Source organism: Shewanella sp. 10N.286.52.B9 (assembly GCF_002873635.1).
Taxonomy (GTDB): domain Bacteria; phylum Pseudomonadota; class Gammaproteobacteria; order Enterobacterales; family Shewanellaceae; genus Shewanella.
In genome coordinates this window covers 25710-52092 of sequence record NZ_MCTY01000165.1, presented here as the reverse complement: position 1 = coordinate 52092, position 26383 = coordinate 25710, and the positions used below count along the sequence as shown (strand labels likewise).

General features: G+C 42.0%; 28 protein-coding genes. 18 read left to right on the top strand and 10 right to left on the bottom strand.

The features are described 5' to 3' along the window. Nucleotides 1-52: 52 nt before the first annotated feature. The 4 genes from BCU91_RS09915 to BCU91_RS09900 all read left to right on the top strand — a co-directional run bounded on the left by BCU91_RS09915 (nt 53) and on the right by BCU91_RS09900 (nt 2626). The gene (locus BCU91_RS09915; RefSeq protein ID WP_102531391.1) at nt 53-1060 is read left to right on the top strand and encodes a cobalamin biosynthesis protein; all 1008 of its coding nucleotides are present in this window, start codon (nt 53-55) and stop codon (nt 1058-1060) included. Nucleotides 1061-1140: 80 nt separating this feature from the next. Then, nucleotides 1141-1521: a DUF2721 domain-containing protein gene (locus BCU91_RS09910; protein ID WP_102439286.1), complete on the top strand. Its 381-nt coding sequence runs from the start codon at nt 1141-1143 to the stop codon at nt 1519-1521. Beyond that, nucleotides 1514-2140, top strand: coding sequence for a trimeric intracellular cation channel family protein (locus BCU91_RS09905; protein WP_102439255.1), 627 nt, complete (start codon nt 1514-1516; stop codon nt 2138-2140). Before BCU91_RS09910 ends, BCU91_RS09905 begins: the two co-directional genes overlap by 8 nt. Then, nucleotides 2141-2626 carry a nuclear transport factor 2 family protein gene (locus BCU91_RS09900; protein ID WP_102439256.1) on the top strand — a complete coding sequence of 162 codons (486 nt, stop codon included), beginning with the start codon at nt 2141-2143 and terminating at the stop codon, nt 2624-2626. 124 nt (nt 2627-2750) lie between these two features. On the opposite strand, the gene tyrS is transcribed toward BCU91_RS09900, so the two are convergent. Next, entirely contained in the window at nt 2751-3947 is a 1197-nt protein-coding gene (gene tyrS, locus BCU91_RS09895) for a tyrosine--tRNA ligase (protein WP_102439257.1), read from the bottom strand. Nucleotides 3948-4071: 124 nt separating this feature from the next. On the opposite strand from tyrS, the gene BCU91_RS09890 reads away from it, so the two are divergent. From BCU91_RS09890 to BCU91_RS09870, 5 genes are all read left to right on the top strand, one after another. Then, a complete protein-coding gene (locus BCU91_RS09890; protein ID WP_102439258.1) occupies nt 4072-5586 on the top strand; it encodes a peptidoglycan DD-metalloendopeptidase family protein in 1515 nt (504 codons plus the stop codon). Nucleotides 5587-5687: 101 nt separating this feature from the next. Continuing rightward, nucleotides 5688-6800: an anhydro-N-acetylmuramic acid kinase gene (locus BCU91_RS09885; RefSeq protein WP_102531390.1), complete on the top strand. Its 1113-nt coding sequence runs from the start codon at nt 5688-5690 to the stop codon at nt 6798-6800. Between the two features lie 247 nt (nt 6801-7047). After that, the gene (aqpZ, locus tag BCU91_RS09880; RefSeq protein ID WP_102531389.1) at nt 7048-7752 is read left to right on the top strand and encodes an aquaporin Z; all 705 of its coding nucleotides are present in this window, start codon (nt 7048-7050) and stop codon (nt 7750-7752) included. Nucleotides 7753-7934: 182 nt separating this feature from the next. Next, on the top strand, nt 7935-8321 hold the full coding sequence (locus tag BCU91_RS09875) for a DUF2750 domain-containing protein (protein ID WP_102439261.1): 387 nt from the start codon (nt 7935-7937) through the stop codon (nt 8319-8321). Between the two features lie 119 nt (nt 8322-8440). After that, entirely contained in the window at nt 8441-8866 is a 426-nt protein-coding gene (locus BCU91_RS09870) for a hypothetical protein (RefSeq protein WP_102439287.1), read from the top strand. Between the two features lie 69 nt (nt 8867-8935). On the opposite strand, the gene erpA is transcribed toward BCU91_RS09870, so the two are convergent. Together erpA and BCU91_RS09860 are read right to left on the bottom strand one after the other, a co-directional pair. Further along, on the bottom strand, nt 8936-9286 hold the full coding sequence (gene erpA, locus BCU91_RS09865) for an iron-sulfur cluster insertion protein ErpA (protein WP_055024237.1): 351 nt from the start codon (nt 9284-9286) through the stop codon (nt 8936-8938). A 79-nt stretch (nt 9287-9365) separates the two neighbouring features. Further along, complete coding sequence (locus BCU91_RS09860; RefSeq protein WP_102439262.1) at nt 9366-10079, bottom strand: DUF6776 family protein; 714 nt, start codon at nt 10077-10079, stop codon at nt 9366-9368. A gap of 67 nt (nt 10080-10146) precedes the next feature. Here BCU91_RS09860 and BCU91_RS09855 point away from each other — a divergent pair, with 67 nt between their 5' ends. From BCU91_RS09855 to nhaD, 4 genes are all read left to right on the top strand, one after another. After that, a complete protein-coding gene (locus BCU91_RS09855) occupies nt 10147-11871 on the top strand; it encodes a chloride channel protein (protein WP_102439263.1) in 1725 nt (574 codons plus the stop codon). Between the two features lie 145 nt (nt 11872-12016). Continuing rightward, the gene (locus tag BCU91_RS09850) at nt 12017-13036 is read left to right on the top strand and encodes an aspartate carbamoyltransferase (protein WP_102439264.1); all 1020 of its coding nucleotides are present in this window, start codon (nt 12017-12019) and stop codon (nt 13034-13036) included. 27 nt (nt 13037-13063) lie between these two features. Beyond that, nucleotides 13064-14356, top strand: a complete 1293-nt coding sequence (gene hemL, locus BCU91_RS09845; protein ID WP_102439265.1) for a glutamate-1-semialdehyde 2,1-aminomutase — start codon at nt 13064-13066, stop codon at nt 14354-14356. Between the two features lie 190 nt (nt 14357-14546). Continuing rightward, on the top strand, nt 14547-15794 hold the full coding sequence (nhaD, locus tag BCU91_RS09840) for a sodium:proton antiporter NhaD (RefSeq protein WP_102439266.1): 1248 nt from the start codon (nt 14547-14549) through the stop codon (nt 15792-15794). 162 nt (nt 15795-15956) lie between these two features. Here nhaD and BCU91_RS09835 read toward each other — a convergent pair whose 3' ends face one another. Continuing rightward, nucleotides 15957-17108 (bottom strand): general secretion pathway protein GspB, encoded by a 1152-nt coding sequence (locus BCU91_RS09835; RefSeq protein WP_102531388.1) that lies wholly within the window; start codon nt 17106-17108, stop codon nt 15957-15959. After that, entirely contained in the window at nt 17108-18724 is a 1617-nt protein-coding gene (locus tag BCU91_RS09830) for an ExeA family protein (RefSeq protein ID WP_102439268.1), read from the bottom strand. The genes BCU91_RS09835 and BCU91_RS09830 overlap by 1 nt, the downstream gene beginning before the upstream one ends. 142 nt (nt 18725-18866) lie before the next feature. Here BCU91_RS09830 and BCU91_RS09825 point away from each other — a divergent pair, with 142 nt between their 5' ends. Then, complete coding sequence (locus BCU91_RS09825; protein WP_102531387.1) at nt 18867-20096, top strand: multifunctional CCA addition/repair protein; 1230 nt, start codon at nt 18867-18869, stop codon at nt 20094-20096. 276 nt (nt 20097-20372) lie between these two features. Next, nucleotides 20373-20639 (top strand): Lpp/OprI family alanine-zipper lipoprotein, encoded by a 267-nt coding sequence (locus BCU91_RS09820; protein ID WP_076542485.1) that lies wholly within the window; start codon nt 20373-20375, stop codon nt 20637-20639. Between the two features lie 155 nt (nt 20640-20794). Here the strand turns inward: BCU91_RS09820 and BCU91_RS09815 are convergent, their stop codons facing one another. The 4 genes from BCU91_RS09815 to folB form a co-directional block, all read right to left on the bottom strand. After that, nucleotides 20795-21622 (bottom strand): methyltransferase domain-containing protein, encoded by an 828-nt coding sequence (locus BCU91_RS09815; protein WP_102439270.1) that lies wholly within the window; start codon nt 21620-21622, stop codon nt 20795-20797. 127 nt (nt 21623-21749) lie between these two features. Further along, nucleotides 21750-22550: an undecaprenyl-diphosphate phosphatase gene (locus BCU91_RS09810; protein ID WP_102439271.1), complete on the bottom strand. Its 801-nt coding sequence runs from the start codon at nt 22548-22550 to the stop codon at nt 21750-21752. Nucleotides 22551-22567: 17 nt separating this feature from the next. Continuing rightward, entirely contained in the window at nt 22568-23071 is a 504-nt protein-coding gene (gene folK, locus BCU91_RS09805; RefSeq protein WP_102439272.1) for a 2-amino-4-hydroxy-6-hydroxymethyldihydropteridine diphosphokinase, read from the bottom strand. Between the two features lie 64 nt (nt 23072-23135). Beyond that, complete coding sequence (gene folB / locus BCU91_RS09800; RefSeq protein ID WP_102439273.1) at nt 23136-23489, bottom strand: dihydroneopterin aldolase; 354 nt, start codon at nt 23487-23489, stop codon at nt 23136-23138. Between the two features lie 241 nt (nt 23490-23730). Between folB and plsY the strand changes: the two genes are divergently transcribed. Then, the gene (gene plsY, locus BCU91_RS09795) at nt 23731-24339 is read left to right on the top strand and encodes a glycerol-3-phosphate 1-O-acyltransferase PlsY (protein ID WP_102439274.1); all 609 of its coding nucleotides are present in this window, start codon (nt 23731-23733) and stop codon (nt 24337-24339) included. A gap of 90 nt (nt 24340-24429) precedes the next feature. Here the strand turns inward: plsY and tsaD are convergent, their stop codons facing one another. Beyond that, entirely contained in the window at nt 24430-25443 is a 1014-nt protein-coding gene (gene tsaD / locus BCU91_RS09790; RefSeq protein WP_076541076.1) for a tRNA (adenosine(37)-N6)-threonylcarbamoyltransferase complex transferase subunit TsaD, read from the bottom strand. Nucleotides 25444-25680: 237 nt separating this feature from the next. Here tsaD and rpsU point away from each other — a divergent pair, with 237 nt between their 5' ends. Next, nucleotides 25681-25896 carry a 30S ribosomal protein S21 gene (rpsU, locus tag BCU91_RS09785; RefSeq protein WP_055024252.1) on the top strand — a complete coding sequence of 72 codons (216 nt, stop codon included), beginning with the start codon at nt 25681-25683 and terminating at the stop codon, nt 25894-25896. 7 nt (nt 25897-25903) lie between these two features. After that, the gene (locus BCU91_RS09780; protein ID WP_102439276.1) at nt 25904-26347 is read left to right on the top strand and encodes a GatB/YqeY domain-containing protein; all 444 of its coding nucleotides are present in this window, start codon (nt 25904-25906) and stop codon (nt 26345-26347) included. Nucleotides 26348-26383 lie beyond the last annotated feature (36 nt).

Genomic DNA, 26383 nt, shown 5'->3' with positions numbered 1-26383 from the left:
ATGTCGTTCTGCCAATAGGGTTAACACTGTGGATGTGGACTAATAAGGTGCTATGACATTGTTTGATAGTTCTTTTTACCAACAGCTCATTACGGTTGATGGTAGTTTTCTAGCCAACTGTCTGGTGCTTTTTATGGCGTTGCTCATTTCTAGAGTGGCGCCAATACCTAGACATTTGCAGCCAATTGTTTTTTTTCAGCTACTGGCTAATAAATTAAGCGCGAAAGTTAACCATCCACAGCGTTCTTCTCAACAGCAAGTTACCGCCGGCCTACTCGCAACACTGTTACTGATTTTACCACTGTGGTTTAGCGTCTACTTTATCTTGTCGCTGGCAGTGTACCCTTGGTTTTTTGACTTTTTATTAGTGTATTTTTGCATCAGTGACGCAGGCTTCAGACCCGTCGCGAATGACGTTGTAAACTCCCTAAAGCTTAATGATAAACAACGAGCCAAAAAGTTACTGAGCCCATGGCTAATTCAGCAAACTGATAGTTTGTCAGAAGTCGGTATTTGTAAAGCCACCATTGAAAGGCTATTAATCAGCCCAAGTTATGGCACTGTCGCCAACATCTTATTTTTTGCCATTGGCGGTGCCCCCTTGGTGTTATTTATCCATTTGCTACGTCAATTAGAACATTGCTGGCCTAATTACGTGCCGCAATACCGCTACTTCAGCGCCCCTATTTATGCCCTCAACCAAATCATTTTTGCTCTCCCCAGTTTACTGTGGAATCTGACTTTAATTTTGCAAGGCAAATTAAAAAACGTATCAGCATTAGTTAAACAGCCAGCTCATACAGCTGGAGTGTTCGGTTACTCAAGCTTATACATTGGCAGTAAAGTGTTGGAAGTGGAGTTAGGCGGGCCGCAAAAATTTATCTTAAAACACCAATTGCAACGAGTTGAATTAAGCAAGATAAACCCATCAAGAATGCCGCTTACTCAAGATATCCGCAACGCGATCAGCTTGACATCATGGGCAATCAGCTTTTGGATTTGTTTTACCATTGCCATTCCGATTTTGTGGACCGCATTAAGGTGGTTTCAAGCGATGTAACTTTATTATAAAAAGGTTATTATACCCAGCTTAGTCATTTTTGTTGTTTGATGTAGAGGCGACTCCTTTTGTTAGATAATCTGCAAATATCTTTAACGACCCCAGGTTTGTTATTCCCAGCTATTTCATTATTGTTGTTAGCTTACACTAACCGTTTTTTCGCATTAGCAGCTTTAATCAGAAACTTAAGCTCCTCAGGTAAGCCAATTAATAGCGAACAAATTAAAAACCTTCGTCAGCGCATTAAGATTATTAGACGCATGCAAGAAGCAGGCGTCATCAGTTTTGCCATCTGTGTCATTAGCATGATTTTTATTTATTTGGGGCTGTTTGATATCGGCTCAATGGTATTTGGGGTGAGTTTATTATTTTTACTTTATTCACTGATTTTATCTGTAGTTGAAATCCGTATTTCGGTCGATGCACTCAATATCCACTTAAAAGAGCTTAGCAATGATTGAGTGGATTTACTTTTTTGACTTGTGTGGCACCGCGGTCTTTGCCTTATCAGGCGCATTAGCCGCAGGTAAGCATAAAATGGACCCATTTGGGGTAATTGTTTTGGCCTCAGTGACCGCCATTGGTGGCGGCAGTATTCGTGATGCGCTTATTGGCTCAACACCGGTTTTTTGGATCAGTAACCCCAGTTATGTGGTGGTCATTTTGGCAACCGTGATTGCCTGTTTCATTTTAGTTCGTAAACCTCATAAATTACCTAAGTTAACCCTCCCCATAGCCGATGCCTTTGGCTTGGCTCTGTTTACCGTGATTGGTGCAGAAAAAGCATTGCAACTAGGGTTATCTGGCATGTCTGCGGTGATCTTAGGTTTAATCACCGGTGTCGGTGGTGGTATTATCCGAGACTTATTATGCCAGCAAGTGCCTATGGTACTGCGCACCGAAATATATGCCACAGCCTCTATTGTTGGCGGTATCTGTTATACCTTGAGTATTGCAGTGGGTATGGATAGCACTTACGCGCTGTTTTTGGCCATGTTTAGCACCTTGATTATTCGCTTAAGTGCAATTCGCTGGCATTTATCATTACCTGCATTCGATTTAAAAACTAAGGGCCATTAGATGCGACTCATTTTATTAGTATGCTGTTTATTGAGTAGTATTTGGAGCACTTCAAGCCTGGCTAATAGCGGCGAAATGCCAAAACAGCAGCAGCTTGCAGTGCAATACATGCAAGCATTAACCAGCCATGATTACCGCACTTTAAAGAAGTTTTATAATCGTGAAAGCGTCTTTTTTGATAAAACCGCCAATGTAAAATACACCGGCGGTCGTCATATTATCGAGTTTTTCCAGCGCGCCCATGATGGCGTTCTTGAGTATAAATTGAATATTGAGCACATGTTTAATACTGGCTCTTTAGTGGTACTCATTGGTAACTACCACCTTAGAGGCCCAGGTGATCAATTTGGCAAACCCGGCAAGATTATTGAAATCGCCGTGCCTGGTGTTACCACCTTAAAGTTCGATATGAAAACCGAGCGGGTGACAGAACAAGTTGACTTAATGGACTATCAAACCATGTCCGATCAACTTGAGTCACAATAAAGTTAACTCGCGCTAAAAACCTGTGTAGATTGCCATTATTTGGTAAATTTTACCCATAAAAAAACGGCTCATTGAGCCGTTTTTTGCTTTTAAGGATTAAGCCCCATCAGAATTTATTGTCTGCCTATACAAGCGAAACTTTAGCAAACTTGCGCTTACCTACTTGGAATACCGCGGTCATACCCGCAGTAAATACCTGACGAGTATCAGTGAGCTTTTCGCCATCCATTTTAACCGCGCCTTGCTTGATCATGCGCATGCCATCAGATGTTGAAGCAACCAGTGCCGCACTCTTAAGTAAGTTAGCAATCGCTAAGCCTTCGCCAGCTTCAAGCTCAACTTCTTCGATATCATCAGGAATAGCGCCCTTCTGGAAACGATCAATAAAGGCTTGATGTGCTGAGTCTGCTTGAGCTTGATCATGAAAACGAGCGATGATTTCTTTTGCTAAGGCAATTTTGATATCACGTGGGTTCTGACCGTTTTCAACATCTTGCTTAAATTGTGCAATTTCAGCCAATGGGCGGAATGACAACAATTCAAAGTAGCTCCACATTAGGTCATCTGAGATTGACATAATTTTGCCAAACATCTCATTTGCAGGCTCGCTAACGCCAATGTAGTTATGTGCCGATTTAGACATTTTCTTCACGCCGTCTAAACCCACTAATAAAGGCATCATAATCACGGTTTGTGGCTTTTGCCCTTCCGCTTTTTGTAGCTCACGGCCCATTAATAGGTTGAACTTTTGATCGGTTCCGCCTAATTCAACGTCAGCTTTTAATGCAACTGAATCGTAGCCTTGCAGTAATGGATACATAAACTCATGAATTGCAATTGATTGACCACCAGCATAACGCTTTTTAAAGTCATCACGTTCCATCATGCGTGCAACGGTTTGTTGTGATGCTAAACGGATCATACCAGCAGCGCCCAGTGACTCTAACCACGATGAGTTAAACTCAATGCGGGTTTTTGCCGGGTCAAGAATTTTAAATACCTGCTCTTTGTATGTTTCAGCATTGGCCAGTACATCTTCACGAGTTAATGGCGGGCGCGTGGTGTTTTTACCACTAGGATCACCAACCATACCGGTAAAGTCACCAATAAGGAAAATCACCTCATGACCTAACTCTTGGAAGGTACGTAGCTTATTTAAGATCACCGTGTGACCTAAATGAATATCTGGAGCGGTTGGGTCTGCACCTAGTTTAATTCTTAAAGGACGACCTTCTTTAAGTTTTTCTAGCAGATCAGACTCAACTAAAATCTCGTCAGTACCGCGTTTAATTTCTGCTAACACTTGGTCTAAATCAGCCATTTCGGCACCTACTCCTGCAGCTTGGATAAAAAATAAGACGCCTATGTTACTTGTTAGCCACAGTAATTGAAAGTGTGTACACTAAGGGGATTACAACGAAAAAGAGAAATTGGTACCTAGGTCAATGGCAAAGTTTATCACTTTATTTAAATTGCTCCCTAAAGTGCACCAAATTGCACTGTGTTCATTAGTTATTCTCACGATAGTTATCGTGTTATTCCCATCTGATAATGCCCAAGCATCCAAACAAGCTAACACTGGTACAGTTGATATTTCCGATAGAATTGGCATCCAAGACCCTTTGTCTGAAGAAGGTCATGTCAGCAACAATGACAAACAAAGCCAATACTCTGTACCGCTGGCCTTTAGAACCCCAACTCCGCCTGGAGGCAGCGCCCCAGCAAACACTATAACGGCAAGTAATAATGATGCTCAGCTTCGCCCTTCGCAAGAAAGTAATCCTATTGCTGATTTAAACCCATTAATGACAGCCTCAGACGGCTTATTAGCCACCCAAGCAGATGTTGAAAATGCCGTACCCTATCGTGAAGCAGATTTACTGTCACATAAAACCTTTAAAGTCGCTAAAGGTGACACTTTTGGTGGCTTAGCCAATAGAGCAGGCTTAAGTCCAAAAGATGTTTATCAAATTACCCGTTTGCCTGTATCTAAGAAAAATTTACTCAAAATCATGCCCGGTGAAGAGATTATTGTCTCTAAAGATGCCCAAGATGAAGTGACTCAAATTAGTTATCAAATGGACAAAGTCTCTACCCTATTGATTTCAAAGTTTGATGATAAATTCGAAGAAAAGGTCAATGTTAAGTCCATTACCTTAGAAACGAAGTTCATCACCGCCAATATTAGTACTAATTTTTGGAGCGCTGCAGCCAGCGCCGGTTTATCAGCTAACCATATTATGCAACTTGCCAACATTTTTGGTTGGGATATCGATTTCGCTCTAGATATACGTAAAGACGATCATTTCTCATTGATGTTTGAAGAAGAGTTTGTTGATGGCCAATTTATTGGTACCGGCAACATTTTAGCCGCCGAATTTGTTAACCAAGGTGAGCGCTACACAGCTGTACGTTATACCGATGGCGAATATTACTCAGAAACAGGCAGTAGCATGCGAAAAGCCTTCCTTCGCTCACCTGTTGACTTTAAATATGTCAGCTCAAGCTTTAATCCGCGTCGCTTACACCCAGTCACAGGCCAGGTTAGAGCACACCGTGGGGTAGATTATGTGGCTGCTATTGGTACCCCTATTAAAGCTGCAGGTCGCGGTAAAGTGATTGAGTCAAGTTATAACAAATACAATGGTAACTATGTCTTTATCAAGCATAACGATACCTACACCACTAAATATCTGCATCTAACAAAACGCAAAGTAAAACGTGGCGAAACCGTTAAGCAAGGGCAGATTATTGGTACTTTAGGAAAAACAGGTCGCGTTACTGGCGCTCACTTACATTACGAATTTATCGTTAATGGCGTGCATCGCAATCCAAGAACCATCAAGTTACCGCAATCTAAGCCAATTGATAAAAAAGAAAAAGCGCAGTTTGATATACTCAGCAAGCAAATAATGGCTAAAATTGAGCAAAACAAGCAGCAGCATTATGCCAGTAATTAACCTGTGATGCCGCGATTGAACTAGCGTTTCTCTAGTCACCCATTCCTTTGTTGGGCTAGTTTCATACAGAATCTAGCCCGCTTCATAAATGAGCCAATACCATGGATAAACCTCAGTATTATATCGGTTTAATGTCAGGCACCAGTATGGATGGTGTCGATGCTGTTTTAGTTGATTTTAGCAATAACCAAACCCGCTTAATCGCTACCTATACGGTAGCAATTCCAGAGCATGTTCTGCATCAATTACACCGTCTATGTAGTCCTAATAATAATGAACTGAACATTATGGGCCGCATGGACAGAAGTATGGGCTTACTGTTTGCACAGGCGGTCAACGAATTATTAGCAACCACCACTATTAATAAAGCCGATGTCATAGCCATTGGTAGTCACGGCCAAACCATTCGCCACATGCCCAATCTTGAGCATGGTTTCAGCTTACAAATTGGTGATGCGGATACCATAGCGGTTACCACGGGTATTAACGTCATTGCAGACTTTAGGCGCAAAGATATTGCCTTAGGCGGTCAAGGGGCGCCGTTAGTACCAGCATTTCATCAAGCGTTATTTGCTAAAGCTCACACACCACGGATTATTTTAAATATTGGCGGCATTGCTAATATCACTTACTTGCCAGGGGAATCTGATCAGGTTATTGGATTTGATACAGGCCCAGGTAACACCCTCATGGATGCATTCATTCTGCAACAGCAGCAGCTCAGTTTTGATGAATCAGGTCAATGGGCCGCATCAGGTAACACCAATGCCGAGTTATTAACTCACCTGTTAACTCACCCGTACTTTGCCATGGCCTATCCTAAAAGCACTGGTAGAGAGCTATTTAATCATGCTTGGCTTGAGCAGCAATTGGCTAATTTTTCTCATCTAGCACTAGAGGATATTCAATCCACGCTACTTGATCTTAGCTGTCAGACAATCGCCAATGATATTAATCAACTCACGGATACTGGCGATATTTTTGTTTGTGGCGGCGGCGCTTTTAACACTGAGTTGATGCAGCGTTTAGCCATGCTGGTGCCTAACTTTACCCTGTCAAGTACCACAGCAATCGGTATGGACCCCAAATGGGTTGAAGCCATCGCCTTTGCCTGGCTTGCTATGAGACATCACCACGGCTTAACGGCCAACTTACCCGCTGTGACTGGCGCAAGTAGAGCGGCGATCCTTGGCAGCTTTTACAGCGCTATTTAGTAAGTGAATAGATAACAATACTAGTACCTAAACTCGCTATCAAAACTCGATATCAAAGCGATGCATATAACTGAACAAAAGTGAGTGGGGTTTCACCCACAAGCTTTGTTCAGCGTTAATACTTTTTCTTTAAATTCCCTCTCTTGTACAAAGTCACATTGTAATAACGGTAAATTACTGCTTAACTCTTTGTAGTGATTAATTTTTGTTCGTACAGCAGTATTCAATTTAAATTAAGGAAGGTTAAATGAGTATTTCGCAAAAAATGTTTGCAGAGTTTCTAGGAACCTTATGGTTAGTGTTAGGCGGCTGTGGTAGTGCGGTATTGGCCGCGGCTTTTCCTGAAGTAGGTATTGGGCTATTGGGCGTATCCTTAGCTTTTGGTTTAACCGTACTCACCATGGCATTTGCCATTGCTCATATTTCTGGCTGCCATCTAAATCCAGCAGTTTCATTTGGTTTATGGGCTGGGGGTCGCTTCCCCGCATCTGAGCTAGCGCCCTATATTATTGCCCAAGTGGCTGGCGGTATTGCTGGCGCAGGTATTTTATACCTTATTGCCACAGGTCAAGATGGCTTTAGTTTAGCAGGCGGTTTTGCCTCAAATGGTTTTGGTGAGCACTCTCCTGGTGGCTACAGTTTAACGGCGGTATTAATTACTGAAGTGGTAATGACATTATTCTTTTTATTAATCATCTTAGGTGCCACAGACTCTCGTGCTCCTGCGGGGTTTGCCCCGATTGCGATTGGTTTAGGGCTAACGTTAATTCATTTGATCAGTATTCCAGTATCAAATACCTCAGTTAACCCTGCTCGTAGCACTGGGCCTGCATTATTTGTCGGCGATTGGGCGGTATCTCAGCTGTGGTTATTTTGGCTTGCACCCATTGCAGGGGCGATTATTGCAGGTTTGATTTATCGCTTTTTTGAAAAGCCAGCTGACAATGCATAAGCACACTCATTAGCCATTGAGTCACGAATAAAAGAGCACCTTGAGTGCTCTTTTCTTTTTCAATCTAAAAGTCGATGTTATCATGAGCCACCGACGGGATTTGGTAACGCTAAAGCTTGCTCTTTAGCTGCTCAATTTAGCCAATACCGCAACCTATTTACTTATTTTATTGAGAATACACCATGAGTAGCAAACCAAAATCTATTGCCGACCAATTAAACATGACCCCAGAAGCAAGATACGATTACCTTGTTGAGCAAGTTAAGCAAGAGCAGCAAATCTGGAGCCTACAAGATCAAGATGGCTGCGTGATGCTCACCACTGAAGATGAAGATTGTATTCCAATGTGGCCTTCTGAAGATGCGGCAAAATTATGGGCTGTTGATGAATGGAGTGATTGTGAACCATTATCAATTCCACTTAATGAATTTCAACAGCGTTGGGTAAGCGGTATGGAAGAAGATGATTTATTCATTGCCGTATTCCCAGTTCATGAAGATTTGGGTGTAGTGATCCCACCATTTGAACTTGATTCACGTTTAACGCCGAAAAAGCAATCAAAGCACTAACTCTTAAGCAAAAAATAATTCTTAAGCACAAACATAATACTTTAATACAGATATAAACCATGACAGATAAAAATGTGACCACAAGCGAGATATGCCCTGATAAAGATAATACTCCCGCAATGGAGCAAAGCGCTGAAAGCCAAACTAAAGCTGTTTTCCCTAAAAGGTTAATGGCTTTATTGGCGGTCTACGTTATCTCGTCCGTCAGCGGTTTAATGGCCCAGCAAGGTGTATTGCTCTGTATATTGACCTTAATGATGGTGCTCGGTATTACAGGACGTCAAAAAGCGGCTTTATACATGCTTCGTGGCTACGGGATCTTGCAGCTGGCCTTATATAGCATGCTACCTGTCATTATGTATGATCCTGACAACTTAGTCGCTGGGCCGACTACTTTTGATTTTGGCTTTATGCAAATGGTACTGCCTGATTGGATTATCTTTACAGCGCTAATTATTTTGGCATTAATCCAAGTGTGGATTAGCTTTAATGCAAAAGTGCTGAAGTGGTTTAAGCCGCGGATGAACTTCAATATTATTAGTTGATTTGATAGTCAATTTAAGACACAAAAAAGCCGTCACATGACGGCTTTTTTATTGGTCTCAATTTAGCTATTAAACTGAGAAACTGGCCCCACAACCACAGGTTGTTGTTGCATTTGGGTTTTTCACGAAGAAACGTGACCCTTCTAAGCCTGAAGTGTAGTCAACTTCACCGCCAACAAGATATTGTAGACTCATAGGATCAACAACCAGTTGTACCCCTTGCTTTTCAATAGTGAAGTCACCTTCATTCACTTTTTCATCAAAAGTAAAACCATACTGGAAACCTGAACAACCGCCTCCAGTTACGTATACTCGAAGTTTTAATTCAGGATTCTGCTCTTCTTCTAGCAGCCCTTTAACTTTAGTTGCCGCAGCATCGGTAAATTGGATTGGCATTGCTGCATCTGTTTGTTCAGTCATTACTACCTCTAACTTCAGTTTCAGATCGGGATTATCTATTACCTGACCAATTTGTTCAAGTATTACCCTTAGTTCTTTTTTAGCTTTCTAGTAACTCTGCGATATCGAACGTTTGCTCAATACGTCCACCTCGTACCCCGCGGGCAGCTGAGACTAGCACTACCGCTTTTACACGTTGTAAAGCAAAGCCTTCTGGCAGGTTCATTTCAGTATCAAATATTTGAAAGTAGCGAAAACCAAATGCAAATTTTTCAATATCAATGTCAGATAATGAAATTTCAACTTGCTGTTCATGTTGTAAACCCACCAACACAATATCTGCAACCCCTTTAACGCTGGTTTTACGCTTTTGGTTTTGGGTCAAAATTAATCTTAATTGATAACTATTGGCGACTAAGCCTTTTGACAGTTCGAGACCATGGATAGCAATGCCATCCACCTCTTTTTCTGGTGACACTAAGCTGCGATAAAATGCTAACTCTTGTTCGATAGTTTTTTGCTGTTGCAGTTGTTCTTTGAACATGGTTTGCATGTTGCTATTGGCTTTTTCAGCAATTGATACTGCCATTTCAAGCCGTGAAATCACCAGAGATTGTTTCTGGTAAGCCGTTTGTAATGCCTGAATTTCTTCCGCATTAAGCTCGGGTTCTATCACTTCTGACATAACAAAATGTTGGCTCAGCACCCCAATGGTGAAACTAATCACAATCAGCCCAAATAAATACAGACCTGAAGTGCGCTTTTTTCGTTCTAAAACTTGCAAGCGGTTCAGCAAGCGACGATAATTTAACATTAGGTAACAAGCCTTTAATAAAATACAATGCTAACAATATGCCCACAGATGGAAGTTAGGCAATAAAGTGCAATTCAAGTTTAGTAAAGCCGCTATTATTCACACCAAAGCAGTTACACGCAAATATCTTCGTAACGATTTGAGAGATAAACTTTCTCAAGCGAAAATTAGTGTGCAACTTTGTGCGTTAGCGCTTCTATTTGCTCTCATTACCTCCGGTGTGATCATCTTATTTCGCTTAACCTTGAACTGGGCACAAGTGTATACCCTTGCTGAAGCCACCCATTTCACTGACACAGTCAGTGATTGGCGCACTTACTTACCCATTTTAGGCGCATTACTTATTTGGTTGGTGGCTGGTATTGGTTCCAAACGCTATCGCCGTATGGGCATTGCCTATGTCTTACACCGATTCAAATTACATTACGGCAAAGTGCCGTTACCATCGGCTGCGGGTCAGTTTTTTCAAGCATTAATTGCGCTAGTGGCAAATTTTTCAGTGGGTAAAGAAGGCCCAGCTATTCACCTTGGCGCGGTGAGCGCGAGCTTTTTAGCTGAAAAATTTAAATTGCCTGACAACAGTGTGCGCATTATGTGTGCCAGTGGCATTGCTGCAGGTATCGCCGCCATTTTTAACGCGCCATTAGCCGCTGTATTATTTGTATTTGAAGTGATTGTGCGCGAATACAAGATTCATTACTTCTTTCCGATCATGCTTTCAGCCATATGTGGTGCATTATCAAGCCAGTTAGTTTTCGGCAATATTCATGAATATGACTTAATCAACGTCACTCGTATTCCGTTAGATCAATACCCAATTCTTGCCATAGGCGGTATCGTTTTAGGCTGCACTGCGGCGCTGTTTAATCACTCATTACTTAAAATGACCGCCATTGGTCAGCATTGGCCTTTAATTTATCGATTAATGATTGCCGCGGTCATCACCACCTTAATCGGCTTAATACTGCCACAAGCACTAGGCTCTGGTGATTTAGCCATTGAAGCCGCCATTAGCGAGCATCCAAGTTTATGGTTTTTAGGCGCATTGCTTGTGGCTAAAATAATCGCCACCATTGCTGCAATCAGTTTTGGCATTCCTGGTGGCTTAATTGGCCCCTTGTACGGAATAGGGGCATTAATTGGCGCCATGTTAGCCCTTGTTAGTGCGATTTTTTTCCCGTCAATTGCGCCTTATGTTGGCCTTTATACCGTGATCGGAATGACGGCGATGATGGGGGTGTGTTTAAGTGCGCCACTAGCCGCATTAGTGGCACTATTAGAGCTCACCAATGACGCTGCGATTATTTTACCTGCCATGTTTGTCACTATCCCCGCCTTTTTGATTGCCTATCAGGGCTTTAATACCAATTCGGTTTTTTTAAAACAATTGGACATTATGGGACTTGGCTATAAAGTGCCGCCGGTTAATCTTGGGCTGCAAAAGAAAGGCGTACGGGCGCTGATGGATAAACGCTTTGTGATCGTTAATGACGATAATGACTTACTGCTTGAAGTCATGAAACGTGCGCAAGGCCGCCCAGTGATGGTACGTAATGCTGATAACCAAATTGAAATGCTCAGCCTTGAGATGCAGTCCTTTGAAGATAAAACCACCCTTTCACGGCATTTGATGCACGGCGTTGCTGATACCGCAACCTTAAATGAAGTGTATGAGCTATTGTCACTAAAACGCAGTGGTGAAGTGTATATTTATCAGAATAATACCAATAATGTCGTTGGGGTCATTAGCTGGGCTAACCTATGGCAAGAAATCCGTTCTGGGCAAGTATAATTGGCGTGAGATCTTAAATAACAGAAATAATCATTAGCATGATTTAATATTGGTTCACTCTCTGTTAAAATCTCGCCTCAGCCACCCTACATAACCACTGAGTAGATAGTTCTATTTACTCGCCTAATAATTGGAAATCAGGCTGATGACACAGTTTACAGGTTCTCACATCCTTTCAGTTAACCAACTGAATATTGATTCAATCAACACTATTTTCAACGTTGCCAATGATATGACCCCTTATGCACTTCGTGAAAAACGAACCAAAGTGCTTGATGGCGCCATTTTAGGTAATTTATTTTTCGAACCTAGTACTCGCACTCGAGTCAGCTTCGGTTGCGCATTTAATTTACTTGGTGGCAACGTAAGAGAAACCGTCGGCATGGGCTCATCCTCATTGTCTAAAGGTGAATCACTTTACGATACTGCAAGAGTATTATCGACTTATTCAGATGTTATCGCTATGCGCCACCCGGACGCTTTTTCAGTTAAAGAATTCGCACAAGGCAGCCGCGTTCCTGTGATAAATGGCGGTGATGGCGCTAACGAGCACCCGACACAGGCTTTATTGGATTTATTTACCATTCAAAAAGAATTGGGGCATCACGGACAAGATATCAGCGGCATGCACATTGCCATGGTCGGTGATTTAAAACATGGTCGCACGGTACATTCCTTGTCACGTTTGTTATGCATGTATAAAGATGTGAAGTTCACATTAATTTCACCAACTGACTTAGCAATGCCTGACTATGTGATCAGTGACATTGAAAATGCTGGTCATCAGATCACAATTACAGATCAGCTAGAAGGTAATTTACATCAGGCTGATATACTCTATTTAACTCGCATTCAGGAAGAGCGATTCCCTTCACAAGATGAAGCGGATAAATATCGCGGAAAATTCCGTTTAAATCACAGTATTTACACCAAACACTGTAAATCTAACACTGTGATAATGCATCCATTGCCAAGAGACTCTCGTGCTCAAGCCAATGAATTAGATAATGATTTAAATAGCCATCCTAGTCTGGCAATTTTCAGACAAGCTGATAATGGCTTACTTATAAGAATGGCACTTTTTGCTCTAACACTTGGGGTTGAAAATCAACTACAACAATACGAGTGCCCCGTTAATTGGTATTCACGCAAAGCCGATAAATAATTGGCTAACGACTTAAAAGGATTACACATGACCCGCTCAGAAGCGCTTTTTGAACAGGCTAAACAAACCATCCCTGGTGGCGTTAACTCTCCAGTCCGTGCATTTAATGGTGTCGGTGGTTCGCCACTGTTTATCGAAAAAGCCGATGGTGCATATATCTTTGACGCTGATGGTAAAAAATACATCGATTACGTTGGTTCTTGGGGCCCAATGATCCTTGGCCACAATCACCCACAAATTCGCCAAGCAGTATTAGACGCTGTGGAAAATGGCCTTTCATTTGGTGCGCCGACTGAACTTGAAGTCAAAATGGCTGAAAAAGTGATTGAGATGGTGCCATCAATTGAACAAGTTCGTATGGTAAGTTCTGGTACTGAAGCGACCATGAGTGCGATTCGTTTAGCACGTGGCTTCACTAACCGTGACAAAATCCTTAAATTTGAGGGTTGTTACCATGGCCATGCTGACTGTTTATTAGTAAAAGCAGGTTCTGGCGCGTTAACTTTAGGTCAACCTAGCTCACCAGGTATCCCTGAAGATTTTGCAAAGCACACACTTACCGCGGTTTATAACGACCTAGATTCAGTACGTGCTATCTTCGAGCAACACCCTGAAGCGATTTCTTGTATTATTCTTGAGCCAGTTGCTGGCAACATGAACTGTATTCCTCCGGTTGCCGGCTTCTTAGAAGGCCTGCGAGCAATTTGTGATGAATTCGGCGCATTGATGATCATTGATGAAGTAATGACAGGCTTCCGCGTGTCTAAAAGCGGCGCTCAAGGTCACTACAATGTGAAACCAGATCTTACTACCCTAGGTAAAGTAATCGGTGGCGGCATGCCAGTGGGCGCTTTTGGTGGTCGTAAGGATGTGATGCAGTTTATTGCACCTACTGGCCCAGTTTACCAAGCAGGTACTTTATCAGGTAACCCAATTGCGATGACTGCAGGTCTTGCACAAATGGAAGCCCTTTGCCAAGACGGTCTTTATGACGAGTTAGCAGCAAAAACTAAACGTATTGCAGAAGGCTTTAAAGCCGCTGCAGACAAGCACGGTATACCACTTAACATTAACTATGTTGGCGGCATGTTTGGCTTCTTCTTCACTGAAGACACCAGCCCTATTACTAGTTTTGATCAAGTGACTAAGTGCAACATGGAGCATTTCCGTAACTTCTATCACCTTATGCTAGATGAAGGCGTTTACTTAGCACCAAGTGCTTATGAAGCAGGCTTCTTATCAATGGCTCATGGCGAAGAAGAACTTGAAATGACCCTAGCGGCAGCAGATAAAGCTTTTGCGGCGTTAAAAGCACTGTAATCGCCCGATAAAATAAAAGGGGTTGATAGCATTGCTATTAATCCCTTTTTTGTAACCAAATAAGAACGAAGTTGCAACAACCCTGTTTATGTGATGAAATTCCGCGCACTGAAACAAACCAATATTAACTTGGTTTGCCTACTTTCATTTTAGCAATCTAGCTTTGCTAAGCAGCAATGGAAATATCAATATGTTTGAAGTCTTTCTCATATCGCTGGCAGTACTTGCCTTACTCAGTATTGTGTTTGAAGAAGTCACTCATATTAACAAAGCCAAAACCACGCTATTTCTTGGCTGTATTGCTTGGATTAGTTTATTCATCTCTGCTGCTGGCACCGACAAAACCCCGTTCATTGCCGCAGAGTTAAACGACAATTTACTGGAAATTGCCACCTTGTGGTTATTTCTCATGTCGACAATGACCTTTGTGGCTTATCTCAACGCCAAAGGCATGATCCAGCTGTTAGTACAAAAAATCTTTCCGCAGCAAGTTTCTGTCAGAATGCTGATGCTGCAAGTCGGCCTTTTTGCACTGGTGCTATCCACCTTCTGTGACAATGTCACTGCCACCTTGGTGTCCTTAGGCTTATTAACCACATTTAATTTAGCAAGTCGAATGCGTCGCCGTATGGCAGTATTAATTATCTTCGCGGTTAACTCAGGCGGAGTAGCCTTGATAACGGGTGATGTCACCACCTTAATGATATTTCTTGCCGGTAAAGTGCAAATGTCACAACTACTGATTTTGTTTTTACCTGCCGGCATTAGTGTGATGCTATTAGCGCTGTTGTTCTCTCTAAACGCTGAAGGTCATGTCAGTACCACACCGGTAGATAAACAACTAAACCCTATTGATATCATTATCGGACTGATTTTCTTAGTCACGATTGTTCTGACAATGCTATTTAATATCTTATTTGATATTCCGCCCGTGCTTACCTTTCTTGCTGGATTATCGGTGATGTTTTTAGTTGGGCGTACCAGTCACACTAAAAAAGAAGAAATTCAAATTTTAGAGTACATTCGCCAAGTAGAATTTGACACTTTACTATTCTTTTTAGGGATTTTATTGCTTGTAGGCATGCTCAAAGAAATTGGCACTTTGGAGCTACTGACGCAGGCTTATGGGCTGTATAACCCAGCGATATCGAACTATTTTGCCGGAGTAGGCTCAGCAATTTTAGATAACGTACCACTGACTGCGGCGCTACTTAAAGCAGAGCCAGTACTCACCACAGCCCAATGGTTAGGTTTAACCTATTCTGTCGGTGTCGGAGGCTCACTACTAGTCATTGGCTCTGCTGCGGGGATTATTGCCATGAGTAAGATAAAAGAGCTCACCTTTGTGAGTTACTTAAAATACTTTCCTGCATTATTACTGTGTTACTCCGTGGGTTATGGCTTAACGATTTTAATCGCTAATCAGATCCATAGCTAAGGTGTTAGCTTTCAGACTAAGCGCTAAAATAATCAGAGCTAATAACTAAGCGCTAATAGTCTGTGCAGGCCCGATACTCTGCGCTAGTAGCGCAGATAAAACAATAAAGGCGCCATTGGCGCCTTTATTAAAATCAGAGATTAACTAAAGAAGTTACCCAAACTAAATTGCTGGCACTTTAAACTCTGAGCCATCGATTTCAAGTACCACATCTCTGGGTCTAATTTCGATAATTTTAAGCTTACCACTGATCACATCGCCTTCTTGAAGCTCTGCACCATCAATGTTTAACCAGCGATTATTTGCATCAGAAGAATAGACATGAGCCTGAATATTAAACTCTGGTACTTGTAATTGCACACTGGCAGGTAGCTCACCGTATTTAGGGATGCTATCTGATTTCGGAGTAGGGATTGGGTCAAACTCAGCTTCAGTCACAGGTTTATTGGCTGATTCTTCATATTCAACATCTTTAAGAGCGGCTTGAAAAGCGGCCATTAAATTATTCGATTGCTCAGCAGTTAACTGATTTTTTTCTGGGGTGTTTTGGGTAGCGGTCACTTCATTGCTCACGCCTTGCTGCTCAAAATTGACGTTTTCAGCTGCGGTTGCCACTTTCATCTGCAGTGCAGTTAAATCCGATGTTTGCTTGTAGTTAGAATTGGCCCCTAAAATAATCGCATCTTCGCCATAGAGCGCGGTTAACTCAGCGGCAGTTAACTGCCTTTGGGAGTTATTCGAGCTAGCATTTGCAGTACCTGTTGAACTTACAGCGGTGGCTGCAAGCTCATTTTGCGATAGTGAGCTTACTTGACCTCGATTACTCTCATTCAAGCGATATTCATACTGGGTATTATCACCACTATTTGATGGACTCTTTGCAGGTGAATCACTTGAAGATAAGCTATTTAAAGACGAGTTATTTGAAGATAAGTCATAGCCAGCAACAGCTTGTGGTTTTGCCAAGGGCAAAGCCACTTTATTGGCAATTCTTATCTCACCACTATCTGCTTGAGCGGTATTGGAACTCTGGCTTTGCTGCGATGTGGCTTGCTTAACAGCTTCATTTTCCTGACTAGAACTTACCCCTGAATTCGCCGTTAAAGTCGGTTTCACTAATCTCGCTAAGCCCCAAGCAGATAACACACCTAATAAGATCACTGAGATTAACACCAGCGCCTTGCCCCAAAGCTGACGTAACCAATGCTGGTTAGTCGCTGGTTTATAACCAGCCCTTGGGGTTAATACCGCATCAGGTAATTCGCCCATCTGTTGCTGTTTTTCTTTGGTCACGGCATCTAATAAAATAGACATTAGCTGCGCCCTACTTTAGTTAATCTTGGGCCTTGCTTGCTGAGGTATAAGTTAAGCTGCACCAAGGTTTGGTTCCCTGCTATGCCATCAGATTTAAGTCCATGTTGACGCTGAAAGGCCATTAAATCTTGCTCTAAGGTATCATCGAAACGGTTTAATAATCTCGGCGCTCGTTGTTGCACCAAGGCTAAGTTATTTTCTAACCATTGAATTTGCGACAAACTGGATGTTTGACCAATTTCACTTGGCATTACTCCATCGGTTTGCCATAAAATTTCAAAGGTGCCGCTAAAATGACGGTTAAACCAATCCTTGCTGACCCAAAGCTGCTGCTCATTTAATTGCAGTAATACTTGCTCACCTTCGCGAGCTACCACAACCCCATAGAATTGCTTAGCTTGCTGATCTTCTAAATACACCACCGCCGGGTAATTAAGCCTTGCAATACTGTTCCAGTTCCCCTGCTGCTGATGGCACAACAGCCCTTGCTCAGTCGCTGCTTGGCAAGAAGATAAACCAATAATGGGTTGTTTTCCCCATAAGGCAAACAGTCCAGCAAATGCATTATCAATGCTGCGACTTTGCGCCATTGCGGCGCGGACAATGCTTTGATTGCGATTAACTTGTGTTAATGCCACAGGGACAACATCTTCAATAACAGCTACTTTATCAACCGCTTGTTTATTGACTAAAGCACTCGCCTGCTCTGAGCCGACCTGTTGAGGAAAAAAGCCATAAAAAGACACCCCAAAGGTAATCACTAATGTCGCAGCAATGGTTAAAGGCCAATGGGAGCGAGTCTCAACCGGCATTTCACCTAATACTTCAGCAGCAGCTTGCTTAACCATATGCTGATCGATTGGCACTTTTGATTGGCCATAACCGGCCATTAAGGCTCGTTCACACAACAGGTTAGTTAAGCGTGGAATACCGCCACTGTACTTATGTAATGCTTTGCAGGCTTTTTTAGAAAATAACGGCTCAAAACGCCCTGCGACTTGTAATCGATGTTGCACATACAAGGCTATCTCTTCAACGGTCAAAGGCAACAAATGATATCTTGCGGTAATTCGCTGGGCTAACTGACGTAGCTCTTGACGCTTAAGCAGTTGCTGTAATTCTGGCTGGCCAATAAGAATCACTTGCAGCAGTTTTTTGGTATCTGTTTCAAGGTTGGTCAGTAATCTTAGTTGCTCTAACACCTCAGGGCGCAAATGCTGCGCTTCATCGATAATTAATACGGTATTGCGGCCATTTTTATGATTATTGAGTAAATACTGGCTGATTAAGTCGGTCAGTTGTTTAATTGATGGAGCATCACCATAGCTAATGGCAAGTTCATCACACAAGGTTGCCAGTAACTCTTGTTCAGTTAATGAAGGATTAAGTATAAAAGCAGTATCCGTGTGCTCAGGTAATTGCTTTAATAAACAACGTGACACAGTGGTTTTGCCAGTGCCAACCTCACCAGTTAATAACACGAAGCCACCGGTCTCGCCCAGACCATAGGTTAAATGCGCTAATGCTTCTCGGTGACGGTCGCTTAAGAACAAATAATGTGGGTTGGGTGCGATTGAAAATGGATTATCATTTAATCCATAAAATGCTTTATACATCGGGCCAAAAATCCTTATCTATAACTGACGGCTCAAGTTATATCTTGCCGTACTGCTTGTCAAAATTTAGCAGCAGAAATGTTAGTCGTGCTAAGATTTATCTTAAGATACTTAAGATAAAGCTCCTTAGGCAAAAACATTTATGAAAATCTATTTAGTGGGTGGCGCTGTTCGTGACGGCATTTTATCACTTCCAGTCAAAGACAAAGACTATGTGGTAGTGGGCGGTTCAACCGAGGAGATGTTCGCCCTTGGCTATAGTCAAGTTGGCCGTGATTTCCCCGTTTTTTTGCACCCTAAAACCCAACAAGAATATGCCTTAGCACGTACCGAAAGAAAAAGCGGCCAGGGGTATTCTGGTTTTAGCTGCGATGCCAATAAAGAGGTAACACTGGAACAGGATTTACTGCGTCGCGATCTAACCATTAATGCCATGGCCCAAGATGACCAAGGCAATCTATACGATCCCTATGGCGGCATGGCGGATATTGAAAGTCGCCAATTACGCCATGTGTCGGATGCATTCATTGAAGATCCATTACGGGTTCTGCGGGTTGCCCGATTCGCGGCGCGTTTTGCCCACCTTGGTTTTACTATCGCCCAAGAAACAATAGCACTGATGCAAAGTATCTGTGACTCAGGCGAGTTAGCGTATTTAACGCCTGAGCGCGTGTGGCAAGAGCTAGATAAAGCTTTAAGTAGTCAGAACCCTGAAGTCTTTTTTGAGCAGCTGCGTAGTTGTGGGGCGCTTAAGGTGCTATTTCCTGAGATAGATGCCTTGTTCGGCGTACCTCAGCCTGAAAAATGGCATCCAGAAATTGACTCAGGCATTCATACCATGATGGTATTGCAAGCCTCGGCTAAGCTCACTGATAAAAAAACCATTCGTTTTGCCGCTTTGGTTCATGATTTAGGTAAGGCCATCACCCCTGCAGAGCTTTGGCCAAAACATCATGGGCACGGCCAAAAGGGCTTACCGATAATCAAAAAGCTAGTACAAAGAATTAAAGCCCCAAATGAATACAAGGAATTGGCACTGCTGTGTAGCGACCAACATCAAAATATCCATAATGCGCTAGAGTTACGCGCTGAAACCATTATAAAGATTTTTGATAAGGGTGATTTTTGGCGCAAACCGCAACGCTTAACAGACTTACTATTATGTTGTCAGGCCGATATTCAAGGTCGAACAGGTTTTGAGCAAGCGCAGTATCCTCAAAGCGAGTTTTTAACCCATTGCTTTAACATTGCTAAAGAGGTCGATGTGCAACAGGTGATTAGTGATGGGTTTAAGGGCGCAGAAATTAAACAGCAGTTGAGCATACGCAGAGCTGAGGCCATTAGCCTGTATAAAAAAAGCCAAGTACAATAAGCGTTGCAATTGTAACGTTTAAGCATTCGTGATGCACTAAACGAAACCTTAGCACTACTTCAATATCAGAGTGATTAACCTAATACTAACGCCGTAGATTATGCCTTTTTACAAATTTCTACAGATGAATATCCTTATATTAATTGGGTTTACGCTGTTTTTTATGATTTTTTTTGCCAATTTGTGTAGCAAAATACAATAGCTGTGACATAATTAAAAGGCTGTTGGGTATTACGCCTCAGCAACTTATTACAACCTATAATGAAGGGATTTTCCATGAACAAGAAAGTATTAATGATTGCTGGTGTTGCCATGACTGCTCTTATCGGTGGTTGTGCAAACACTACTGCTTTAGAAGAAAGTGTTGCTAACCTAGGTAACAAAGTTGATCAACTATCTTCTGAAGTTAGCTCTTTAAAATCAGAGCAAAGCAAATTATCTGCTGATGTGAAAGATTCTAAAGCAGCTTCTATGGACGCTCAAGCTGAAGCTAAGCGTGCAAACGATCGCATCGATAACATGGCTTCTTCTTACAAAAAGTAAGAAACCATGAAAATTAGCTTATTTTTATAGGTTGATTATTAAGGCTTGAACATAGTAAACAGACTTAAGTCGTTTACCATTTCAAGCCTTAATTGTATCTGCAGGATTAAATCAACATAAGGGCATGCCGCGCAAACGTTAACTCTGTAATAAACTTACTTAGCTTCTGCTAGCTTTGCAGTAATCAATACATAATCAAATTCTAACCCTGTCACAGGATGACTCTTAATTTGATGCTTTAATTGATCATTAACCCGCCATGCAAGGTGGTTCATCTCCAACAGTGTCATCGCTTGTTCGCCGCTCACATCACCAGTAAAGCTAATCGATTTTGTATTAACCACTTCAATCTGCTTGGGTAAATTCAACTGCAATGGCTTTTCCGCTAAATTGTCATATACCTGCTGCTTCAGTTGCCATAAATGCCGAGGACCGGGCACTAACATTAATAATCGACCGCTGTCTTTTAACACCCTTAGGCACTCTTTACCTTTTAAAGCCACGTCAAATAGCGACACGATATCTAAACTGTTATCAGCAAAAGGTAACTTCTTATAAGGGGTAAGGATTAGACTAGCTGGGGTATTTTCTTTGCTGGCTGCAAATAGTGCGTTCTCAGCTTCAGAAACGCCCCAATGGCTAACATCAACATTAGTGCTGGTAGCAAGGTGTCGCAAATATAGACCATCTGCACAGCTAAAATTCAGGTGCTGTAGTTCGGTGCGCCCATCAATCAATTGATTAAATGACTCACTCAGTTTATCCATTAACGGTTTAAATAAGTCTTCAGCCATAAGAAAGCGTTTCGAGCGCAGTTGCTGACGTGACTCATTCGCGCCCTTGAACTTGGTTGAGGTAACAAAGGATAAATAGCCTTGGGCATTTTTATCAATATGATGCTTATTATCACAATAGTAGCCTGCTGAGGCCTGATGATAATGCAATGCTGTCGCACACTTAGGGCAGATCAAAATTGAGTTCATTACAGAAAACGTCCTAGACTTTACAGCTAAATTTAAGGAATAAAAAACGGGTGATAACACCCGTTTTTTATTTTATTAATCATTGATGATTTTGTCTCTCATAATGATTAATCTATTGTGGTTTATATTACAGGAATATAAAGCCACATAATACTGCGCCAAGAGTTAGGCGATACAGCACAAATGGGGTCATGCCAATCTTGCTGATAATTTTCAAGAAAAAGTAAATACAAGTATAGGCTGCAAAAAACGAAACCACGATACCCAGTAGCACCTCACCGTAATTAATCACCAAGTCACTTGAAACGGCATCTTTAGTCATTAAAATCGCCGCACCTAAAATCACCGGTATTGACATTAAAAATGAAAAGCGTGCTGCAGCTTCTTTGTTTAGACCTAACATCAAAGCGGCGGTGATGGTAATACCTGAACGTGACGTGCCTGGAATAATCGCCAACGCTTGAGCAAAACCAATTAATAGCGCCTTTCTCCAACCGGTTTGATACTCGGTTAGCTCATTACGGGCCATTTTATCACCGACCCACAACAGCAAACCAAATATAACTGTTGTGATAGCAATTACCCCAGGGCCACGAAGGTAGGTTTCGATTAAATCTTTTGCCATAAAGCCAAAGAACACCGCCGGTAATGTCGCTAAAATGATCCACCAAGCTAATTTACTGTCTTGGGTATGAACACCTTTAACCATGCTCGCTATCCACGCATTGAGCATGAGCCATATTTCTTTTCTAAAATAGATCACTACCGCTAATAATGAACCAATATGAACAGCGACATCAAAGAAAAGACCTTGATCTTGCCAGCCTAAAACTTGCGCCGGCAAAATCAGGTGAGCGGAGCTTGAAATCGGTAAAAACTCTGTTAGCCCTTGAATGATGGCAAGTATAATAACCTGAATGGTTTCCATGATTGTCCTTTATAATATTAACGTGTCAGTGTTGCAGGGAAGTCAAACTCAATCGGCCAAATATGCTGGCTAGATTTATCGTAATTATCCCAAAGTAATTGATAGGGTTGATGCGTTATTGGGTGAGTTAATTGCGGCGCAATTTCTGCCAGCGGCCACAATACAAAAGCATTAAATAAAATCTCACCTCGAGGCAGTTCAACCGGTTGCTGACAAATTTCATTATCATAAAGCAGTAAGTCGATATCTAAACTTCGTGGACTAAATTTTTTTTCACCGCGAATGCGGCCATTTTGCTTTTCTATTCGTTTAAAGCTGGCAACCACCTCAGCAATACTCATATCGGTATCAGCTGCGGCCACCATATTTAAAAAATTGGTACCTTGAAACCCAACTGCTTCACTTTCAAACATCCTTGATAACTGTAATGGGCCAAATTGCTGCTGCAAATCAATTAATCCTGACTGCATGTGTGCAACAGGGTCAATATTAGTGCCTAGACTGATATAAATACGTGCCATTAACTCACTCTGTAATATAAAGAACAAACATAAAAAGATGATTAAATAGTGCTAAAACATGTTACTAAAATTGACCGCGCTCAATAACCACACCAACAGAGACTGCAGTAGGTACCGCACCAGGTTTCATCACTGTCACTTTAACGCCTTCAACCTTAAATTCAGTCATCAAACACTCGGCAATCATTTCTGCGACAGTTTCAATTAGCTCAACGGGTTTTTGAGTGATTAATGCAGTGAGGCGATTAGACACACTTTCGTAGCACAAGGCATGTTGATAATCATCAGTGGCAGCAGCCATTTTATTATCCCAAGCCATATCTAAATCGATGAGCAATATTTGCTGTATTTGTTTTTCCCACTCGTAGATCCCTATTACAGTTTCAATTTTTAGCTCGCGAATAAGTACTTTATCCATGCTTTCTCCGAGTTTTACTCATTTTTTTAAAAAAACAGCCTAAAAAAGCTGATAATGACATCAATTAACCGTTATCATGATTTTTGTCTTTTTCCTGAGCAACTAAAGCAGTAGGATAATGGCTAGCTATTTATGAATGATAACCATTCTAAATAGCGTTTTAAAAGCTGATAATAACCATTAAGATCAAGTGATATAAATTAATGGGCGATGATACCCTAAGAAGACTAAGGACACCAATTTGAGCGCTGTTACAATCACAATATTGATGATTATAACCGCCTACCTAGCCGGTTCTATTTCAAGTGCCATTTTGGTTTGTAAATTAAGAGGTTTACCCGACCCTCGCACTGAAGGCTCAGGCAACCCTGGGGCAACCAACGTACTTCGTATCGGTGGCGCAAGCTCTGCTGCCTTAGTTTTATTTTTCGACATGCTTAAAGGCGCCGCGCCCAGCTATTGCAGCTACTTACTCGGTCAAGATGCGGTGTCATTAGGGCTCATTGCCATCGCAGCTTGTTTAGGCCACATCTACCCGCTCTTTTTTAACTTTCAAGGCGGCAAAGGCGTAGCGACTGCCTTTGGCGCGATGGCTCCTATTGGCGGCGATTTAGCCGCCATGTTAATTATTACTTGGTTAGTATTTGTAATTATTACTCGCTATTCATCATTAGCCGCCATTTTAACTGCAATACTTGCACCAGTTTACACATGGTGGTTAGACGAGCGCTTTGTCATTCCAGTGGCAATGCTCTCTTTATTAATTGTCATTCGCCATAAAGATAATATTAAGCGCTTGAGAGTGGGCGAAGAAAGCAAGCTTTCCCGTAAGAAAAAACAAGCTAACTAGTTTTAACTCAAACTATCTAACTGATTATATTATTGATATAAAAAAACCTAAGCCATGGCTTAGGTTTTTTCATATCAGGTAATGACTTAATTACACAGCAGACAAGGTATCTAATGGCCAGCGCGGCTTGCCTTCTACCTCTAATGACTCCACCTGCCCAGCTTTTAAGCGCTGTAAGCCAGCAAAAGCGATCATTGCACCATTATCGGTACAAAACTCACCTCTTGGATAAAACACCTCACCATTTAACTTAGCCATCATGGTCGCTAAATTTTCTCTTAACCGAGTATTAGCGCTCACTCCACCTGCTACAACTAAGCGATTATAACCTGTTTGTTTTAATGCGCGTTGACACTTAATCGCTAAAGTATCCACCACTGCCTCTTCAAAAGCGCGGGCAATATTGGCTCTTGTTTGCTCATCATCAGGCTCTTTAGCGATGGTATTCGCGGTAAAGGTTTTTAAGCCTGAAAAGCTAAAATTAAGCCCTGGTTTATCTGTCATTGGTCGAGGGAATTTATAACCTGCCTCAACACCTTTTGCTGCTAACTTAGCTAAACGTGGCCCACCAGGGTAATCAAGCCCCATCAGCTTAGCGGTTTTATCAAATGCTTCACCAGCAGCGTCATCAACCGATTCACCTAACACCTGATAACGGCCAATGCCTTCTACTTGCACTAACATTGAGTGACCGCCAGATACCAGCAGAGCAAGAAAAGGGAACTCAGGCGCATCATCTTCAAGCATTGGCGCTAATAAATGCCCTTCCATATGGTGAACTCCAATTGCAGGCTTGTCCCACGAATATGCCAATGAACGCCCAACACAAGCGCCGACTAATAGCGCGCCAATTAATCCAGGTCCTTTAGTAAAAGCGATGCCATCAATATCATCAACAGTAGAGTTAGCCTCTTTAAGCGCCTGCTTAATCAATGGAATAATTTTACGCACATGATCACGAGATGCTAATTCAGGCACAACACCACCATAATCTGCATGTAATTTCACTTGGCTATATAAAGCATGGGATAATAGTCCCTGCTCATCATCATAAACAGCGATTCCAGTTTCATCGCATGATGTTTCAATACCTAAAACCCGCATAGCATCTCGTCTTGATAAATTTGTAAGGGCGGCAATTCTACCTGTTGAGAAGATTTTATTCCACCAAGCATAATCATCAGTCTCAAAAAAATGACACCTTGATTGTCATTTGCGATTAACAAAGGGGTTTACAAAAGCATCGTAATCGATGTAGAATTCGGCACCATTTTAAATAGCCTTGGTTAATCTACCAAAACAGGTAGTGCCAAATTAACTACACCTAAGGGGTGATGGCGTATGCCAATTATTAAAGTACGTGAAAACGAACCATTCGACGTAGCTCTTCGTCGTTTCAAGCGCTCTTGTGAAAAAGCAGGTATCTTAGCTGATGTTCGCGCTCGTGAATTCTACGAGAAGCCAACTTCTGCACGTAAGCGCGCAAAAGCTGCCGCTGTTAAGCGTCTAGCTAAGAAGCTTTCTCGCGAAAACGCACGTCGCGTACGTTTATACTAATCTCACTATGAGCCTAGTCGAACAGCTAAAAGACCAAATGAAAGAAGCTATGCGTGCCAAAGATAAGGCGCGTTTGGGGACAATTCGTATGGCACTGTCTGCCATTAAACAGATTGAAGTGGATACCCGCGAAACTCTGACTGATGAACAGACAATAGCCGTTTTAACCAAAATGGTAAAACAACGTCGCGATTCTATAACTCAGTATGAGTCAGCAAATCGCCCGGAGTTAGCAGCAGCTGAAGCAGCAGAGATTCAAGTCATTGAAACTTTCTTGCCTTCTCCTTTAACAGAAGAAGAAGTTGCCGCAATCATTGATGAAGCTATCTCTCAGGTAGGTGCATCAACCATGGCGGATATGGGCAAAGTAATGGGAGCATTAAAATCTAAGGTTCAAGGTCGTGCAGATATGGGTGCCATTGGCAGTCTAATCCGTGCTAAATTAAACTAACAGATCGTTAATGTGTGAATAAGCCGTGCACCTTGC